At 42.6% G+C, this 15,958-nt stretch carries 15 protein-coding genes; 1 reads left to right on the forward strand and 14 read right to left on the reverse strand.

Translation table 11 applies throughout. The annotated features are described in order from the left end of the window. Positions 1-37 precede the first annotated feature (37 nt). From uvrC to zapA, 14 genes are all read right to left on the reverse strand, one after another. Positions 38-1,810, reverse strand: a complete 1,773-nt coding sequence (gene uvrC, locus J7E52_RS15925; protein ID WP_214748379.1) for an excinuclease ABC subunit UvrC — start codon at positions 1,808-1,810, stop codon at positions 38-40. A 103-nt stretch (positions 1,811-1,913) separates the two neighbouring features. After that, positions 1,914-2,228 (reverse strand): thioredoxin, encoded by a 315-nt coding sequence (gene trxA, locus J7E52_RS15930; RefSeq protein ID WP_034308995.1) that lies wholly within the window; start codon positions 2,226-2,228, stop codon positions 1,914-1,916. A 207-nt stretch (positions 2,229-2,435) separates the two neighbouring features. Beyond that, on the reverse strand, positions 2,436-3,413 hold the full coding sequence (locus J7E52_RS15935) for an electron transfer flavoprotein subunit alpha/FixB family protein (protein ID WP_214748382.1): 978 nt from the start codon (positions 3,411-3,413) through the stop codon (positions 2,436-2,438). A 71-nt stretch (positions 3,414-3,484) separates the two neighbouring features. Then, positions 3,485-4,258, reverse strand: a complete 774-nt coding sequence (locus J7E52_RS15940; RefSeq protein WP_214748385.1) for an electron transfer flavoprotein subunit beta/FixA family protein — start codon at positions 4,256-4,258, stop codon at positions 3,485-3,487. Between the two features lie 124 nt (positions 4,259-4,382). Continuing rightward, positions 4,383-5,156, reverse strand: a complete 774-nt coding sequence (locus J7E52_RS15945) for an enoyl-CoA hydratase (protein WP_214748388.1) — start codon at positions 5,154-5,156, stop codon at positions 4,383-4,385. A 125-nt stretch (positions 5,157-5,281) separates the two neighbouring features. Continuing rightward, positions 5,282-5,869, reverse strand: a complete 588-nt coding sequence (locus J7E52_RS15950; RefSeq protein WP_214748391.1) for a fatty acid metabolism transcriptional regulator FadR — start codon at positions 5,867-5,869, stop codon at positions 5,282-5,284. Between the two features lie 199 nt (positions 5,870-6,068). Then, positions 6,069-7,766 (reverse strand): long-chain-fatty-acid--CoA ligase, encoded by a 1,698-nt coding sequence (locus tag J7E52_RS15955; RefSeq protein ID WP_214748394.1) that lies wholly within the window; start codon positions 7,764-7,766, stop codon positions 6,069-6,071. Between the two features lie 386 nt (positions 7,767-8,152). Further along, the gene (locus tag J7E52_RS27035) at positions 8,153-8,467 is read right to left on the reverse strand and encodes a GNAT family N-acetyltransferase (RefSeq protein WP_286197806.1); all 315 of its coding nucleotides are present in this window, start codon (positions 8,465-8,467) and stop codon (positions 8,153-8,155) included. Positions 8,468-8,535: 68 nt separating this feature from the next. Further along, positions 8,536-8,676, reverse strand: a complete 141-nt coding sequence (locus J7E52_RS27040; protein ID WP_286197807.1) for a hypothetical protein — start codon at positions 8,674-8,676, stop codon at positions 8,536-8,538. Between the two features lie 433 nt (positions 8,677-9,109). After that, positions 9,110-9,517 (reverse strand): DUF350 domain-containing protein, encoded by a 408-nt coding sequence (locus J7E52_RS15965; RefSeq protein WP_034309012.1) that lies wholly within the window; start codon positions 9,515-9,517, stop codon positions 9,110-9,112. A gap of 65 nt (positions 9,518-9,582) precedes the next feature. Further along, positions 9,583-11,937, reverse strand: coding sequence for an endonuclease MutS2 (locus J7E52_RS15970; protein WP_214748397.1), 2,355 nt, complete (start codon positions 11,935-11,937; stop codon positions 9,583-9,585). A 35-nt stretch (positions 11,938-11,972) separates the two neighbouring features. Beyond that, entirely contained in the window at positions 11,973-13,691 is a 1,719-nt protein-coding gene (polX, locus tag J7E52_RS15975) for a DNA polymerase/3'-5' exonuclease PolX (protein WP_214748400.1), read from the reverse strand. Positions 13,692-13,890: 199 nt separating this feature from the next. After that, positions 13,891-14,436 carry a CvpA family protein gene (locus tag J7E52_RS15980; protein WP_214748403.1) on the reverse strand — a complete coding sequence of 182 codons (546 nt, stop codon included), beginning with the start codon at positions 14,434-14,436 and terminating at the stop codon, positions 13,891-13,893. Between the two features lie 4 nt (positions 14,437-14,440). After that, entirely contained in the window at positions 14,441-14,701 is a 261-nt protein-coding gene (zapA, locus tag J7E52_RS15985) for a cell division protein ZapA (RefSeq protein WP_048678967.1), read from the reverse strand. 169 nt (positions 14,702-14,870) lie between these two features. On the opposite strand from zapA, the gene rnhC reads away from it, so the two are divergent. After that, positions 14,871-15,830 (forward strand): ribonuclease HIII, encoded by a 960-nt coding sequence (rnhC, locus tag J7E52_RS15990; protein ID WP_214748406.1) that lies wholly within the window; start codon positions 14,871-14,873, stop codon positions 15,828-15,830. Positions 15,831-15,958 lie beyond the last annotated feature (128 nt).

Below are 15,958 nucleotides of genomic sequence, written 5' to 3' on the forward strand. Positions count from 1 at the left end.
CTTTTAATCATAGCATAGAGATTTATCGGTAGCAAGATTATTCTTGTAATTTTCTAACGATACCCTCGGCTACCCCTTTTGGCATGCCAGCTTCCATTATTTCCTCGGCCGTTGCCTCTTTGATTTTCTTCAATGATCCAAAATGCCTTAATAATTGCTTCCTTCGCTTTTCCCCAACTCCTGGAATATCATCAAGCTGGGAGTGAACCGCATTTTTCCCGCGTAGCTGGCGATGGAACGTAATAGCAAACCGATGCACTTCATCCTGAATTCTTTGCAATAGGTAAAATTCCTGGCTCCGAGAATCAAGAGGTACGAGTTCAAGTGGGTTTCCGATCATCAATTGCGAGGTCCTATGCTTTTCATCCTTAATGAGGCCTGAAAGTGGAATATCAAGGCCCAATTCATTTTCCAAAATATCCCGAACGGCTTCCACATGTCCCTTTCCGCCATCAATGATGATTAAGTCCGGAAGCGGCAGCCCTTCTTTCAATACTCTTGAATACCTTCTTCTGACCACTTCACGCATCGATTCATAATCATCAGGACCTTGGACCGTCTTGATCTTATATTTACGGTACTCCCTTTTTTCCGGTTTTCCATCAATGAACACGACTAAAGCGGAAACAGGGTCACTTCCCTGGATATTGGAGTTATCGAAAGCTTCAATTCGATGCGGGGTGTAGATACCCAGTTGCTTCCCGAGGTTTTCGACCGCATTGATCGTTCTTTCTTCATCCCTTTCAATCAAAGAGAATTTTTCCTGAAGCGCGATGGAGGCATTTTTATTCGCCAATTTAAGCATGTCTTTTTTGGCTCCCCGTTTCGGGTGAATCGTTTTGACACCAAGCAGCCCTTCGGCCATTTCGGCATCCACTGATTCAGGCAGCAAGATTTCCTTTGGTTTAAAGTGGTTCGTAATCTCGTAAAACTGACCGAGGAATGTAAGAAGTTCCTGTTCGGGTTCATCGTAGACCGGAAAAAGTGAAACATCCCTTTCTATTAATTTACCCTGCCGGACAAAAAATACCTGAACGCACATCCAGCCTTTATCATAGGCAAAACCAAATACATCCCTATCGATGAAATCGGTCGTCATCATTTTCTGCTTCTCCATCGTAATATCGATGTGGGCAATTTTGTCACGGAACTCCTTGGCCCTCTCGAAATCGAGATTTTCTGATGCCTCAAGCATTTTTTCAGTCAGTTCTTTTTTTATTTCAGTATGTCCGCCGTTCAAGAACCGGTTGATATCATCCACCATTATTTTATATTCCTGTTCCTCTACATCATATACACATGGGGCCAGGCACTGGCCAAGGTGATAATAGAGACAAACGCGATCCGGTAAAGTATTGCATTTTCTTAGGGGATAGATGCGGTCGAGCAATTTTTTCGTTTCGTTAGCTGCAAATGCATTCGGATAAGGGCCGAAATATTTCCCTTTGTCTTTTTTGACTTTTCGCGTAATGATTAGGCGTGGGTGGCGTTCCGCAGTCAGCTTGATGAAAGGATACGTCTTATCATCCTTTAGCATGACATTATATTTTGGGTCATGTTTTTTGATTAGATTCAACTCTAAAATAAGAGCCTCGATATTGGAAGAGGTGACGATGTATTCGAAATCCTCAATCTCATTCACGAGGCGAAATGTTTTTCCATCATGAGATCCCGTGAAATAAGAACGGACACGATTTTTTAACACTTTCGCTTTGCCTACATATATGATGGTTCCCTGACGATCTTTCATTAAATAACAACCAGGTTGATCGGGAAGAAGGGCAAGTTTATTCTTTATTTGTTGATTCATGCATTCAGCCTCCTGTTCTCCCTTTTTTACAATCATTATATATCAAGATAGCGAAAAAAGCTTCAAGTCCGCAGACTTGAAGCTTTTTTTAGCTAACCTACTATTACGCGTGTTTTGCAATAAGTTCAGCAAGTGCTTCTTTCGGTTGGAAACCAACAACCTTATCGACCACTTCACCGTCTTTAAGGACGATTAATGTCGGGATGCTCATCACACCGAATTTTCCAGCTGTTTCTTGGTTTTCATCTACATCCACTTTTACGATTTTTGCTGTATCGCCAATTTCAGTATCAAGCTCTTGAAGGACAGGAGCGATCATTTTACAAGGTCCACACCATGGAGCCCAAAAATCTACAAGAACGACACCTTCGCTAGTATCTGTTGTGAAAGTTTGGTCAGTTGCATTTACAATAGCCATATATATTTCCTCCTCAAATTTACTCAATTAACTAAAGACAGTATACCATTGTTGCTCGAATCGATGCTAATATTTTGCTTCAGTGGTAGGATGTCCAAAAAAAGAGTAAATATGCAGGCCAAAATCCATGCCTATCAGCCCAAATAAAGGGGCAAGACATGTATCGGCTTATGCCAAATGTCTTGCCCCTCATCTTTATTATTTCACTTAAGCGTTAACTTTAAGTTTTTTGAATTCTTCCGTAAGTAATGGAACGACTTCGAAAAGATCTCCGACAATTCCATAATCAGCCACATTGAATATGTTAGCTTCCGGATCTTTATTGATGGCAACGATAACCTTGGAGTTGGACATCCCCGCCAAATGCTGGATCGCACCGGAAATTCCGCAGGCGATATAAAGGTCAGGTGTTACGACTTTACCCGTTTGCCCGATTTGCAAAGAGTAATCGCAATACTCCGCATCACATGCTCCGCGGGAAGCCCCTACCGCTCCGCCAAGAACTTGTGCCAGTTCCTTTAATGGTTCAAAGCCATCTTCACTTTTCACGCCGCGGCCACCTGCGATGATTACTTTCGCCTCCGAAAGGTCGACCCCTTCACTTGCTTTTCTGACTACATCTTTAATGATTGTGCGTAAATCCTTGATATCCACACTTAATGTAGAAACATCACCAGAGCGGGACTCATCTTTCGCTAATGGTTCGATATTGTTCGGACGGATTGTCGCGAATATCACGCCATCTGTAACAATTTTCTTTTCAAATGCCTTACCGGAATAGATCGGGCGGGTGAAAACGATATTTCCGCCTTCTTCTTCAATGGAAGTAACGTCTGAGATCAATCCTGATTCAAGCTTTCCAGCCAATTTAGGTGCAAGGTCTTTTCCCAGGGCCGTATGTCCAAAGAAAATCCCTTCTGGCTTTTCCTGATCGATGACGGCAAGCAAGCTTTGAGCATACCCATCTGAAGTATATTGTTTCAATTGATCATTTTCGACTGCAACAACCCGGTCTGCCCCATACTGGATCAATTCATTTCCAAAATTTTGAACACTGTCACCAACTAAGACACCTACGATTTCCCCGCCATCTGCAGCAAGTTTAGCCGCACCGATAGCTTCAAATGATACATTTCTCAGTGAACCGTCACGAACTTCGCCCAATACAAGAAACTTTCTAGCCATTTATAAAAACCTCCTGTGCTCTATTTTATCTTTTTGTCGTGTGTCGTTATTTTGAAAAAGTATCGTTTCGATTAAATCACTTTTGCTTCGCTGCGTAATAATTGAACAAGTTCGCTAACTTGATCACCGATTTCGCCGTCCAATACTTTTCCAGCTTCTTTTTTAGCAGGAAGGTAAATTTCAATCGTTTTTGTTTTTGCCTCAACATCTTCCTCTTCCAAACCCAGGTCATCCAATTCCAATTCTTCAAGCGGTTTTTTCTTCGCTTTCATGATTCCCGGCAATGATGGATAACGTGGCTCATTTAGCCCTTGTTGAGCTGTCACCAACAATGGAAGGGATGCTTCGATCGTTTCAGAGTCCCCTTCGACATCACGGATAACGCTTACATTTCCATTTGCGATGTCCAGCTTAGTAATGGTAGTAATATAAGGAATTTCTAAAATTTCGGCAACGCGTGGTCCCACTTGACCAGAACCGCCATCGATTGCAACGTTCCCTGCAATGATTAAATCGGCTTTTTTATCTTTTAAGTATTCGCCTATAATTTTGGCAGTCGTGAATTGGTCGCCATTTTCTATGTCGTCTTCTATATTTATCAATACGGCTTTGTCAGCACCCATTGCCAGCGCCGTGCGTAATTGCTTTTCAGCCTCTTCGGTTCCGACGGAAATAACCGTTACTTCGCCGCCTTGTGCATCACGCACCTGGATTGCTTCTTCAACTGCATACTCATCGTATGGATTAATGATGAATTCTGCTCCATCCTCGTTAATTTTCCCGTTGGATAGTGTAATTTTTTCTTCTGTATCAAATGTTCTTTTCAGCAGTACATAAATGTTCACAATAATACCTCCCGAATGATTTGAGTTTTGAAGATTATGAATTTTATTGATATATAGTAATGTATTCTACAGATTTCATCAAAACCCTGCATGATATATAAAAATAGTTATTTATACCGAATCATCATTTCCCTTTGAATACAGCTTCCCTTTTTTCAATGAAAGCGCCGATTCCTTCTTGTGCATCAGCAGTATCGAAAGCTTGGCCAAAGAGGGCGGCTTCCCTTTCCACACCTTTATGGTAGGAATCATGCTTAGAATAATTTAATAACTCTATCGCCGACTTTAAAGCCAGCGGGCTTTTCTTGGCAATTTTATTGGCCAGTTCCTTAGCTTTCGGAATCAGTTCTTCATCCGTGAAGGCATGATTCGCCAATCCGCATTGCACAGCTTGGGTACCTGAAATCGGTTCACTTGTAAACAGCATTTCAGCTGCCTTTGCCATGCCCACATAACGAGGAAGACGTTGGGTCCCAGCAAATCCAGGGATTAAGCCCAATTGCAGCTCAGGCAGACCCAGTTTTGCCCTTTCGGTTACCAAACGGATGTGACAGGCCATGGCCAGCTCCAACCCTCCGCCAAGCGCCGCTCCATGGATGGCTGCAATGACCGGTTTTGGAAAAGATTCGATTTTTTCAAATACAGATTGACCATTCTTGGTCAGCTTCTCGAAAGCTTTACCGTTTTCCACTTCTGTAAACTCTTTAATGTCTGCTCCAGCAGAGAAGAATCTTCCTTCACCATGAAGAAGGACAACCCGTACAGTTTCGTCTTTCTCAATTTGATCGAAGGCCTGCGACAGCTCTCCGATGATAGCCGAAGAAAGTGCATTTGCAGGTGCATGATCAATCGTTATAAAAGCCACATGATTTTCGACAGAAAGCTTAAGGTATTTCATATCAATCCCTCCAGGCATGCTAGTCAAACTTTTTAGAAAATTCAATATGTATCACTTCCCGATAAAGCTGGAAGCAGAATTAACCGATTCTTTCGAGGATGGCTAGCCATCCTCTATTTAAATCGTTAACTTTTAAGGCCACAGCCGCCAATTAGAAGGCGGTGAACGTCTGATGCAAGGTCAGGGAGCGAATACTTTTGCTCATTCATGACCCAAGTCGTCACTGTTTCGTCAATCGTTCCAAAAATCATCTGCCTGGCAAGTAAATTATTTAAATCAGGCAGGAATTCGCCGTTCTCTTTTCCTTCTATAATGATCTGATCGATTAAATTTAAATACCCTCTTAACACATCATTAATTCTTAGGCGCAATTCTTTATTCGACTGTCTTAATTCCAACTGAGTGACAATTGCTAAATTCACGTCTTCTGAAAGGTTATGAAAATGTTTTCGGATGAGCACATGCAGTTTATCCGAAGCAGTGGTCTTTCCTTTTATCTCTTCTTTGATCTGTTCCACAAAAGAGCCCATCTTTTCATGGAATAATGATATTAAGATATCTTCTTTATTTTTAAAATATAGATATATGGTTCCATCGGCTACGCCTGCCTGCTTGGCGATTTTGGATACTTGGGCTTGATAGTAACCGTTTTGGGCAATGACGATAACGGCCGCTTCAATAATTTGATTATACTTTGGTCTGTTGCTTTTCACTGGATGTCCCCTTTCAGAAAATGAATGAATCATCATTCATATTTCTATCATAAAATGACGACCCTTTACTGTCAAGCAAAAACTTCAAGAGTCCTGACATTCCACTTATGTTCATTGTACAGCCCCCATCCATAGGTTGTCCAGCCGTTCTGCAAAACACGGAGCACTCTTCCGCTGCTCCGTTAAAAGGGGTGCTTGTTTAAGCTTCTTTTCTTTCCTCGGATATTTTTTTCTTTTCTTCCTCGATAAGGACTCTCCTCAGGATCTTTCCAATCGTCGTTTTAGGAAGTTCATCCCTGAATTCATAGCTGCGCGGCACCTTATAGGAAGCCAGGTTCTTTCTGGCAAATTCATTCAATTCCTCTTCAGTGGCCCTGGCATTTTTTTTCAGTACGACATAGGCCTTGACGGTCTCACCGCGATATGGGTCAGGGATGCCTGCCACAACCACTTCCTGTATGGCCTCATGCTCATATAGCACCTCTTCCACCTCACGTGGATATATATTGAAACCGCCTGCAATGATTGTATCCTTTTTCCTCTCGACGACATAAAAGAACCCCTGCTCATCCATGTAACCCAGATCGCCTGTAAGCAGCCATCCATTTTTAAAGGTTTTTTCCGTTTCATCCGGACGGTTCCAATATCCTTTCATTACCTGTGGTCCTTTTATGGCAATCTCGCCTATTTCATTCGGAGGAAGCTCTTCAAAGGTTTCCAGGGACAGAATTACCGAGTCGGTATCTGGCCATGGCAGTCCAATGCTTCCTTTTACTCGCGGCTGATCCCAAATGAAATTAGCATGTGTGACCGGTGAGGTTTCAGAGAGACCATAGCCTTCAACAAGCTTCCCGCCGGTAATTTTCTCAAATTGCTCCTGGACCTCCAATGGCAATGATGCAGAACCGCTTATACAGGCATTGATGGAAGAAAGGTCATATTTAGCGATATCCGGATGGTTCAAGAGACCGATATACATCGTTGGCGCTCCTGGAAACATGGTCGGTTTCTGTTTTTGGATGGTTTTAAGCGTCGCTTCGACATCAAATTTCGGCATGATGATCATGGTGTTTCCTTCCATGACGGATAGAACCAAAACTGTAGTCATACCGTACACATGGAAGAAAGGCAGAATCGCAAGGATCCTTTCCTCACCTCGCTTATTTTTATAAAGCCATGCATTGCACATCTTCGTATTTGCCAGCAAATTCTTATGGGTAAGCATGACCCCTTTTGGAAAGCCTGTTGTCCCACCTGTATATTGCAAAAGAGCAAGGTCATTATCCACATCGATCGGCATAGTGACTTCTTCAGTGATCTTTTGTTTCATGATTTCGGAAAATAAATGATGATTCCCTTCATGCTCCACATTGATGACAATGCCGTATTGCTTTTTTTGTATAAAAGGATAGATAAGATTTTTCGGGAAAGGCAAATATTCCTTGATAGCGGTTACAATTATATGTTCTATATCCGTTCTTGATGCGACAGCTGTGACACGGGGGAATAAAATATCCATCACTAAGATTATTTTCGCTCCGGAATCTTTCATTTGATATTCTAATTCACGTTCAGTATAGGTTGGGTTCGTTTGAACGACGACGCCGCCGGCCATCAATATCCCAAAAAAGCTTATGACACCCTGAGGGCAGTTAGGAAGCATGACGGCAACGCGTTCACCTTTTTGAAGACCGATACTTTTTAAATAGGCTGCAAACTTTAAAGCAGATTCATGCACTTCCCGGAAAGTCAGTTCTTTTCCCTGGAAATGAATCGATACTTTATCAGGGAATTCTTCGGCAGATTCCTTCAAAAAAGAATAAAGAGGTTTATCTTCGTACGACAAAACAGCTGGTATCTGTTCAGGATAAAATGCTTGCCAAGGCTTATTGCTCATTTTCCCCCTCCTTCTGAATATTCTCAATACTCTTTATCATTATAATACAATCGGGATTTTCTTACAATTGCCGAATTCAAGAGTATGATGAATGAAGAATGTCCTATATCAACCACAGGGAATATAGGATGAAACACTTAAAAAGGGAAACAAACCAGTTCACCTTCAATTTTTTCTTTAAAAAAAGTTCCAACTGATTTCAGAAATCCGATCCTTTTCCGCCGACTGTCTGCCAAGCTCCTCACCGCAAGCGTAAGCTAGCCAGATATTCGGCAGGAGTATCGCAAATTTCTTCACATCCCGTGAAGGTTTCATTTGTATGATCTAGTAAAAAACATAAAGGATAATCAAGTTTTCCTTTAATTTCGTCATATAAAGGAGTGGTCCTACTCCTTAGTTTTAATTCTATACCAATACTTATATTTTTCTTCAAACCCCATTATCCTGTACAAGTTTAGAGCAGGCGCGTTCGTTTCTATCACCTGAAGATAAGCATTTTTTGCTCCATTTTCTTTACCCCAATGCAATAGATTACTAATGAGTATTGCTCCATTACCTTGGTTCCGAAAGTTTTCATGGGTAATGATATTGTACAGGCCTATGTATTTGTCTTCCAAAACACCCAGTCCAATTGCTGTCACGTCTCCACCCTCATCAGTCAGCAACATAAAGCATGTTTTTGGAATGATGTTCCTTAACATCTTTTTCAGGATGGTTTGATCATGGAGGCAGAAATCGTGAAACCAGCCATCCTGTAAATGATCATATTTTATGACATTGGTTTCTTTCGGTGATTTGTTTCAGCCAAATTCAATACTTGGACACTTGTTGTTCCTTCTAGGACATACCCCGACTCTTCCAGTACACTATCCAAGTTGTTAGGCTTTGCCTGTGGAGTCATTTTGTACACTGCCTTATACTTCCTTGAAAAATATAATTGTTCACAATTCCATATTTTCTTTTTCACATTTTCATTCGATGTATAGATGGGGGTGATAGAATTCGCCAGTTTCGTATATCCACCCGCAAATCGGATAACCCATCCGTCATAGATTTGGATTTATATGGCCGGTAAAGCATTCAGCGATAATTCTTCAATCTTTTGTATCATTCTTCAATCTTTTGTATCAATGTGGAGTTATCCATATTCCGCCTCCTCTTCAGTCTATTTGACCATTATTATTATAATATCTTTTAATAGAGTTCAAATAAAAGAAGCGGCACAATGGCCGCTTCAGTTGAAGAATGTCATATAAATGATTCCAAACAGAAAAAAGATTCCGCAACAAACAATTAAGACTTTTGCAAGTTTCTCCACAGCTTACTCCCTCTCATGAAGGGCTTTAAGAAATTCCGGCCCCGATGACAAAAGATAATGCGATTGATATGATCATCGATAGGAATCCAACTGCCCGATTATCTTTTTGTATCTCTTCATCTATTTTAAATCCAGGAGTCATAAATTCAAAAATGAAATAACCGATCAACAGCAGGACAAATCCGTATACGCCCCAGCCAATCATGGTAAGAAGCGAATTCTGATGGAGAATGGACTGTTGGAATACATAGGCGATCCCAAATATTTTACCACCTGTTGCCAACGCGACAGAAAGGTTGCCCTGTTTGATTTCCTCCCAGTTCTTGTACTTTGTGACAAGTTCAAAAATGGCTAAAAAAACAATCATGCACAGAATGACGACACTGTAGCGAGCAGCTATATATACATATTCATTTTCCCACATGTTCTCCATGGTCCAACTCCCGATTGGTAACTAGCCACCCGGCTAGGCTAATAGCCGGAGTGACAGCTTGCCTTTTATTTAAATTCCACCACCGTAACACCTGTTCCGCCTTCACCGGCTTCACCGAAGCGAATCCTTTTGACAGAGCGGTGATTTTTCAAGTATTCCTGGACCCCGGACCGAAGAGCGCCCGTTCCTTTACCATGAATGATGGAAACACTCGAATAACCGGCCAAAAGAGCATCATCAATGTACTTTTCCACTCTTGATATTGCATTTTCAAAGCGTTCTCCACGGAGGTCAAGTTCCACGCTAACATGATAATCGCGGCCTTTGATCGTGGTAAGCGGCTTTGTTTCTTTTACTTTTGTGCTCTTGATGAATTCCAGGTCAGACTCCTTCACCTTCATCTTCATGATGCCGATCTGTACCTGCCATTCATTATTTGAGACCTTCTCAATCAAGTGACCTTTTTGGCCAAAGCTTACTACCTTTACTTCATCTCCAGGTTTCAAGCTTTTATCCAGCGGCCTAGCAGCTTTATTTGACGTTTTTTTCACTTTGGGCGCTGCTTCTTCAAGCCGCTTTTTGGCATCGATCAGTTCATGCTCTTTAACATCGGCATGCTTTTCCAGTCGCAGTTTACGTAAGTCGGCAATGATTGCTTCCGCTTCCTTTTGTGCTTTTTCAACGATTGAGGCTGCCTCTTTTGCTGCCTTTTCGACCATCGCATCCCGTTCTTCATGGTATTCATCAATTTGCCTTTGAAGGTCTTTATGAAGAATTTCCGCCTGTTTCAGGTGATTCTTGGCTTCCAGTTCTTCTTCTTCTGCCTTCTTGCGGCTGTCTTCTAATGACGCTATCATATTCTCAACTTTATTCGTATCCTCACCAATATGACTGCGGGCGCTGCTTATCACGCTTTCTTCCAAACCAAGGCGCTTGGAAATTTCAAACGCATTACTCCGCCCTGGTACACCGATCAAAAGTTTATAGGTGGGACTCAAGGTTTCCACATTAAATTCGACGCTTGCATTAATGACGCCTTCCCGATCATATCCATACGCTTTTAATTCCGGGTAATGTGTCGTTGCAATAACACGTGCTCCGCGCTTATACACTTCATCCAAAATGGAAATGGCCAAGGCGGCACCTTCCTGTGGGTCAGTTCCCGCTCCAAGCTCATCGAATAAAACAAGGCTGTCATAATCGACATGCTTAAGGATATCGACAATATTGACCATATGCGAAGAGAATGTACTTAAGCTTTGTTCAATTGACTGTTCATCGCCAATATCGGCATAAACAGAGGAAAACACAGCCGTTTCGGAACCATCCAGCGCAGGGATTTGCAGACCGGACTGGGCCATTAACGTACAGAGGCCAATCGTTTTCAGGGTAACCGTCTTCCCTCCTGTATTCGGACCGGTGATGACGATTGTCGTAAATTCATCACCAAGAAAAATATCATTTGCCACGACAACATCACTCGGAATGAGGGGGTGTTTCGCTTTGAATAATTTAACGCGTCCCTCATTATTCAGAATCGGCTTGGATCCTTTTATCGCTTTTGCATACTTTGCCTTGGCGACAAGGAAATCGATTTGTGCGAGCACTTTGACATTATGAAGCAATTCAGGGGTGAACGCACCGACTTTTTCCGATAGCTCAACCAATATCCGTTCTATTTCCTGTGTTTCCTTCACTCGGGTTTCCTGCAAGACATTATTCAGTTGAACGATTGCTTGCGGTTCAATGAACAACGTCTGCCCTGATGAGGATTGATCATGAATGATCCCGCCATACACACTGCGGTATTCCTGTTTTACCGGGATGACGAATCTGTCATTCCGGATGGTGATGATGGCATCGGATAACATTGTTGATGCATTGGAAGAACGAATCATGCTTTCTAGTTTTTCCCTGACACGACTTTCGTTCGTTCGAATTTGGTTCCTTAGGGTACGAAGCTTGTCGCTGGCAGAATCCATCACTTCGCCATGTTCGCTCACTGCATACGTAATTTCTTGTTGCAAATCAATCAATGGATGAAGGGAATCGATATATTCGGCTAAAAGCGGAACATCAATTTCCTGCTCTGCGAGTTCTTCGAAGAAACGGCTGAGGATCCTGCCGGCACGAATCGTACTCGCAAGTTCCATCAGTTCCATCGGTGATAGCATTCCGCCAATCTGTGCCCTTTTTGCATGTGGACGGATATCGAAAATTCCGCCCAATGGCAAGTTACCTTTCAACCGGACGATTTTGGCTGACTCATCAGTTTCTTCCTGCCATCTCGACACTTCTTCAAAATCCGTGGAAGGCATCAATTGCTCTGCCTTCTCTTTTCCTATGGATGAGGATGCGTGTGAGATTAATTGTTCTTTTATTTTATGAAATTCCAATGTCTTTAAAGCTTTATTATGCATGGAGTTAAAGCTCCTCCTTATTTATGGGCAAATAGTTAATCATTTCTCTTTAAAAACGCCAATAATCCATCCGTATCCCTTGCATTAAGGACCGTTGATTCTTTAATCCAGCCCTTTTTGGCTGACGAGACCCCAACAGGCATATGTTCAAGCATGTCGATGCTGTGGGCATCCGTATTGATTACGATCGGAACGCCTGCTTCCTGCGCCTTGCGCAAATGGGGAGGTGCCAAATCCAATCGGTTCGGATTCGCATTCAATTCCAAGGCAGTATTCGTTTCACGGGCCAGTTCAATCAGCATCTCTATATCCACATCATATCCGGCGCGTCTGCCGATGATCCTTCCCGTTGGATGGGCGATGATATCGACATGCGGATTATTCAGAGCCGTCTTTAAGCGCTCCATGATCGTTTCCCGAGGCTGTGAAAAGCTTGAGTGAATCGATGCGATCACCAAATCCATCTCTGCAAGCAGCTCATCCTCATAATCAAGTGTCCCATCAGGAAGTATATCCATTTCAATTCCTGAAAGAACGGTAAAGTCAGCGTATTTTTCATTTAGTTCATGGATGATCCGTTTTTGTTCACGTAAACGTTCCGCGGTCAAGCCGTTCGCCACTTTCAGATATTGTGAATGATCGGTGATGGCCATATATCGATACCCTTTTGCACGGCATGCTTCAATCATTTCTTCAATCGTATGAGCCCCATCACTCCATGTGGTATGCATATGCAGATCACCTTTAATGGCCTCTAAAGAGATGAGAGGTTCACTAGCATCATAATGCTCCACTTCCGTTCCGTCTTCACGTATTTCTGGCGGAATGAAAGGAAGGCCAAAATGATCATAAAATTGTTCTTCCGTTTCAAACGTCAATACATCACCGGTTTCAGTCACTTCCACCCCATATTCGCTGATCTTCTCTCCGCGATCTTTAGCAAGCTGGCGCATCCGCACATTGTGATCCTTCGAACCTGTAAAATGATGGAGTGTCGTGATGAATTCCTTATCCTTCACGATTCGGAAATCAACAGAAATATCATATTCATAATCAAGCACGACCGATACTTTTGTATCACCGGCCGCAATCACCTGCTTTATCCCCTTTAATGCAAGCAGTTGATTCTTAACCTCTTCGGGATGATCTGTCGAAATGATGAAATCGAGGTCCTTGATGGTTTCCCTCATACGCCGGATGCTGCCTGCCCTGGAAGAACGGATGATGTATTCCATGTTAGCAAGGGCCGTTTCGATATCAGCCGCAATCGGCCTCATGAAGGCAAGGGGCAGCCGATCGGGCCTTGAACCAGCCTCGGCAATTGCAGACAGGATCTTCTCTTCCGTTTTTTTGCCGAAACCGGCAAGCGCCGCGACCCTGCCTTCTTCACAGGCGATTTTAAGATCATTCACATCATTGACATGCAGCTCTTTATGAAGCTTGGCAATTTTCTTCCCGCCCAATCCTTGAAGCTGCAGGAGCGGAATCAATCCTTTTGGCACCTGCTCCTGAAGCTCTTCAAGTACAGTCGATTTCCCCTCATTTATATACTCTTCGATGACGGATGCCGTTCCTTTCCCGATTCCATTTAAAGCCGTAAAATCTTCGATCTCCGACAGGCTCCGGTCATCCGTTTCCAAGGCGCCTGCTGCCTTTCGGAAAGCTGAAACCTTGAATGGGTTCTCTCCTTTTAATTCCATATATATTGCAATTTTTTCTAATAATTTAATGATATCTTTTTTATTAATTGTCATCTAATTCACCGCCGAAAAAATTAGTAGGGTGTCCCATGTTCACTTTCTTAAAGATACCTTTCTTGGAGGTAAAGTACAAGCAGTCCGATTCTTGACTCAGGAGGAAGTTACATATTGCTGCATAAAAAGGGGCCTCCCCCGTTCAAAGTATAGGAATCCAGGACTTTGAGAAAGGGAGGCAGGCCCTATTATAGTGACATTAAGATTGTTTTAGGTCATGAAACCAAAGTTCCTTCACTTGCTCGGAAAGGAACGGCGTATGCTTCACGATCGATTCTGCCATAAATGAGCCCGTTAATGGTTTCTGGATGGAATCCATTGGCAGCATGGCAGCTATATATAATATAATAAACATGATAAGATAGACTTCGAGAAAACCCAATATCCCTCCACCCCAGCGATTCAGCTGCTTTAATATCGGAAGATGGGTAATGAAGTTGAGCATGGATCCTATCATTTGCCAAAGAATCTTGGCAGCAAAGAAAATGATTGCAAAGGCAATTGCATTGTAATACGCCGTATCAAGCCCGACTGTATCGAAAAACATATTAAGGGTCGAGGAATCACCCATCGTCGGAAACGGAATCCACAATTTCAAATTGGGAGCAAGATCACCGTAAAATACATAGGCGACGATGAAGGCTACTATGAACCCTGTCATATGAACCGTTTGTAAAATGAAGCCACGCTTTAAACCGATTAATAAACCGATTAAAAGAATGGCCAGAATTGCTAAATCAAGCATGTACTCAGTCCTTCTCTCTCTTTAATTCCAGTTGAAGCTGGTCTAGTTCATCTTTTAATTTAATATATTCGTGGATGGTATTCACGGCCGTTAGCACCGCTAGCTTACTTGTATCCAAGTATGGATTTTTCATCCTGATCTCTCTCATTTTTTCGTCAACCATCGAAGCGACCAGGCGCATATGGCTTGCGCTTTCTGTGCCGACGATTGTATATGGTTGACCGTATATATCAACTGTTGTTTTATTTCGTTTATCGTCTGACAAAATGATGCCCCCAATCTAAACAATCCTAATTCTATCATATCACGAAGTTTTTCGTCATGAAAGAGAGTACATCGTCATTTCTCGCATAAAAATTTGAATAATTTGTCAAACGAAAACGAATTTAGGAAGATTACCTAATAAACAAAATGAAGTTAGGAGCTTACCCATTATGTCCCATGTTGTTTTACTTATCAGTCCCGAACAAATAAAGGCAATGAAGTCCCACTATTCTTCATCCCTGGCCGCCAAGCTGCCGCCTGGGAGCATCTTTTCCGCCAAACCGCCGCTATGTACGGTGACCGCCTATAAATCTGGAAAGGTGCTTTTCCAGGGTAAAAATGCCGAACTTGAAGCGGCAAAATGGCAAAATGGTACCACTGCTGCAGCTCCAAAGAAAAAAACGGCATCCTCTGCGTCAGTGAATGTCCATCGTTATTCGCCGCCTGCAAATATCGGGACCATGTCAGTGATTGGTTCCGATGAGGTCGGAACAGGAGACTATTTCGGCCCGATCACCGTCGTAGCCGTATATGCAAAAAAGGAGCAACTTGCCCTATTGAAAGAACTTGGTGTCCAGGATTCCAAAAATCTGAAAGATCCACAGATCATCGAAATTGCCAAACAGATTAAGGATGTAGTGCCATTCAGCCTGCTCACATGCGACAACCCGAAATATAATGCGCTCCAGGCAAAGGGAATGTCACAAGGAAAAATGAAGGCACTCCTCCATAACCAAGCAATCAAGAATCTCATGCAAAAAATCGACCCGGAACAAGCGGAAGCGGTCCTTATTGATCAATTCGCTCAACCAGAGGTATTTTTCAATTACCTAAAAGGCCAAGAACTATTTCAAGCTAATGCCACCTATCTATGCACAAAAGCGGAAGGCATACACCTTGGAGTAGCAGCCGCATCCATCCTGGCCCGGTATGCATTCGTCAAACGCTTTGACTTGCTGAGTGAAAAAGCTCGATTCAAAATCCCTAAAGGAGCCGGATTTGCAGTCGATGAAGCGGCCGCAAGATTGATTCATGAAAAAGGAATCGATTCATTAAACGAATTCACGAAAACCCACTTCGCCAATACAGAAAAAGCGAAGCGACTATATCAACAGAAATATCATAAATGAAAGAAAGCGGCTGATCTTTTGGAACAGCCGCCTTTTTCTCGTGAGTTTGCACTATTTACTCGTGAGTTTGCGCGGTTTACTCGCGAGTTCGTGCGGTTTACTCGTAAGTTTGTTCCATTTACTCGTAA

Origin of the sequence: Bacillus sp. ISL-34, from assembly GCF_018613325.1 — a bacterium.
Taxonomy (GTDB): Bacteria; Bacillota; Bacilli; order Bacillales; family DSM-1321; genus Peribacillus.

Coding starts and splice junctions, on each gene's coding strand:
- J7E52_RS15955 (WP_214748394.1), bottom strand. CDS start 7,766: ATGAGCAATAAGCCTTGGCAAGCATTTTATCCTGAACAGATACCAGCT.
- trxA (WP_034308995.1), bottom strand. CDS start 2,228: ATGGCTATTGTAAATGCAACTGACCAAACTTTCACAACAGATACTAGC.
- J7E52_RS27035 (WP_286197806.1), bottom strand. CDS start 8,467: ATGTTAAGGAACATCATTCCAAAAACATGCTTTATGTTGCTGACTGAT.
- uvrC (WP_214748379.1), bottom strand. CDS start 1,810: ATGAATCAACAAATAAAGAATAAACTTGCCCTTCTTCCCGATCAACCT.
- J7E52_RS15980 (WP_214748403.1), bottom strand. CDS start 14,436: ATGCTTGATTTAGCAATTCTGGCCATTCTTTTAATCGGTTTATTAATC.
- rnhC (WP_214748406.1), top strand. CDS start 14,871: ATGTCCCATGTTGTTTTACTTATCAGTCCCGAACAAATAAAGGCAATG.
- J7E52_RS15970 (WP_214748397.1), bottom strand. CDS start 11,937: ATGCATAATAAAGCTTTAAAGACATTGGAATTTCATAAAATAAAAGAA.
- J7E52_RS15965 (WP_034309012.1), bottom strand. CDS start 9,517: ATGGAGAACATGTGGGAAAATGAATATGTATATATAGCTGCTCGCTAC.
- J7E52_RS15945 (WP_214748388.1), bottom strand. CDS start 5,156: ATGAAATACCTTAAGCTTTCTGTCGAAAATCATGTGGCTTTTATAACG.
- J7E52_RS15935 (WP_214748382.1), bottom strand. CDS start 3,413: ATGGCTAGAAAGTTTCTTGTATTGGGCGAAGTTCGTGACGGTTCACTG.
- polX (WP_214748400.1), bottom strand. CDS start 13,691: ATGACAATTAATAAAAAAGATATCATTAAATTATTAGAAAAAATTGCA.